Here is a 2,487-nt window from a genome sequence, read left to right as displayed (position 1 = left end):
GCTCTATTGTGATAATAAAATGACAGTCGAATCAACTTGGGTTTCGCAGGAAATGGGGACTTGACGTCATTAGGCGGCGAAGCAGGCGCGCAAGGGCGGGCGCGGATCACCCTTCTCCACGGCGTCCTTCCGCTCAGGCCGCGCGAGGCTCTGCGCGACGCCTTCGCCGGCGTCACGCTCGCCTCGATGAACATTCCCCAGGTGCTCGGATACACAAGGATAGCCGGGACCCCCGTCGTCACTGGCCTTTACACCGTTCTCCTGCCACTCCTCGCCTTCGCCGTCTTCGGCTCGTCGCGCCATCTGGTTGTGGCGGCTGATTCGGCGACCGCTGCGATCTTCTCGGGCGCGCTCTCCCATATGGCGCCGCCCGGCAGCGACCGGTACATGGCGCTGGTCGGTATGCTGACGCTGGAGACGGCTGGCGTGCTTCTGGTCGCGCGCGTCTTCAAGGCCGGCTTCCTCGCCGATTTCCTGTCGCGCACGGTGCTGGTCGGGTTCCTGACCGGGGTCGGGGTGCAGGTCGGCGTCGCGATGCTCGGCGACATGCTCGGGGTCGCCGTGGCCTCCCGCCATACCGTGGTCCAACTATGGGAGGTCGTGCGGGCGGCGCCGTCGGCGGACGGCCGCGTCGTGGCCTTGTCGATCTTCGTCGCCGCGAGCATTCTCCTCGCCCGCCGGTTCGCGCCCCGCTTTCCGGCGCCGCTGGTTCTGGTTGTCGGCTCAATCGCGGCCAGCGCCTGGCTCAATCTGGCCGAGCGCGGCTTTGCGGTCGTCGGTCCGGTGCCCGGGGGGCTGCCGTCGTTTAAATGGCCGAACGTGAGCTGGAGCGATACGCTGGCGCTGCTGCCGGTCGCCGCCTCGTGCTTCGTCATGATCATCGCCCAGAGCGCGGCGACGGCGCGCATTTATGCTGTGAAGGACAGAGAGCGCGTCGACGAAAACGCCGACATCCTCGGACTCTCGGCCGCCAACGCCGCCGCGGCGCTCAGCGGCGCCTTCGTGGTCAATGGCAGCCCGACCCAGACGGCGATGGCGGAAGGGGCGGGCGCGCGGAGCCAGGTCGCGCAGCTCGTCTTCGCCGCCGTCGTGGTCCTCGTATTGCTGTTCCTGACCGGCCCGCTGCAGCACCTGCCGCGCTGCGTTCTGGCGAGCATCGTGTTCACCATCGCCGTCGGCATGCTCGACATTCAGGGCCTCGGCGCCATCAAGCGCGAAAGCCGGGGCGAATTTCTTCTGGCTTTGTTCACCGCCGCGGCGGTGCCGGCGATCGGCGTCGAGCAGGGCATCCTGCTTGCGATCGCGGCCTCGCTCGGTCGCCACGTCCGCCACAGCTACCGGCCGCACGCGATGGTGCTCGTCCCCGGCGCGCAGGAGCGGTTGGAGCCGGCCGCTCCGGGCCTCGAGACCGATCCCGGGCTCATCGTCTACCGGTTCGGAGCGGACCTCTTCTACGCCAACGCCGACCGCTTCGCCGACCAGGTGCGGGGCCTTGTCGCCGGCGCGCCCGAGCCGGTCCGCTGGTTTGTCATCGATTGCGCCGCGGTCTTCGACATCGACTACACCGCCGCCCGCACCATACGCGACCTCATCGACGAATTGACGAGCGCCAAGGTCGGCCTGGTGCTGGCGCGCGTCAACGCCTTCCTGCGCTCGGATCTGGTGCGCCACGGCGTCGCCGCGGCGGTCGGCGAGGACCGGATCTTCGACACCCTGCACGAGGCGCTGGCTGCGGTCAGCGCCGGCGGGCGCCTCGCGGGCGGGACGAAAAGCGCATTCTCCGGTTAGCTGTTCAGTCGACGGCGCTCACAGCGCCACATGGGCCACGGGCGACGCGGAATCCGCGGCCGGGGGCGGTCCTTCATGGCTTGGAGCGGGTTCCGCCAGCTCCACTCTATGCGCCTCCTCCAGGCATTTTCGCACCGCCTCATGAAGTGAACTCGCAACATCGGTACGGCCGGTAATTCCCTGCGCCGATCGATCCCCCCGCGGCGCATCGTCCGGCTCCCAGAACCCGATCACGATCGGGGAGTGCGGAAATCGTTGTTGGATTCGGCGCAAAAGGTAGCGCAAATGCGGCGGGCTGCCGATAAGCTCGACGTAGGTGACGCACACCATTGCGACACCGGTGGGGTCGAGCCCGCCGATCCCCGACCTGGACGACGCGTGACGCGGCGCCGCTTGCGCGCCCAGCCCATGTTTGCGCAGCAACTGCGCCAGCATCTCCGCCGCGACGCCGTCGAGGGCGCCGCGCCCTGGAACGCAAAGCACGCTTCGTTCGGTGCGCCAGATTTCGGGTAGACGCGAGTCCTCCTGGACATGTTCTTCCGGCGCGGGTTGGGAAGAAGTCTCGCGTTCCGGGCGCGCGACCCCCGCAACCTCGACCACCGCCGCCTTGGCTTGCTTATCAGTGAGCACCGGGTCGAAATCGTCGTGCGGTTCAAGATCCTGGATCAGTCCAACCATTTCCTCCTGGATTGTTTCAAG

At 67.8% G+C, this 2,487-nt stretch carries 2 protein-coding genes; one reads left to right on the top strand and one right to left on the bottom strand.

The annotated features are described in order from the left end of the window. Positions 1-60: 60 nt before the first annotated feature. A complete protein-coding gene (locus WCB02_RS15280) occupies positions 61-1,788 on the top strand; it encodes a SulP family inorganic anion transporter (protein ID WP_423959147.1) in 1,728 nt (575 codons plus the stop codon). An 18-nt stretch (positions 1,789-1,806) separates the two neighbouring features. Here the strand turns inward: WCB02_RS15280 and WCB02_RS15275 are convergent, their stop codons facing one another. Further along, positions 1,807-2,466, bottom strand: a complete 660-nt coding sequence (locus WCB02_RS15275) for a hypothetical protein (RefSeq protein ID WP_423959145.1) — start codon at positions 2,464-2,466, stop codon at positions 1,807-1,809. Positions 2,467-2,487 lie beyond the last annotated feature (21 nt).

Origin of the sequence: Bradyrhizobium sp., from assembly GCF_049581145.1 — a bacterium.
Classification (GTDB): domain Bacteria; phylum Pseudomonadota; class Alphaproteobacteria; order Rhizobiales; family Xanthobacteraceae; genus Bradyrhizobium.
The sequence above is the reverse complement of the archived record's forward strand: the minus strand, read 5'-3'. Positions and strand labels throughout refer to the sequence as shown.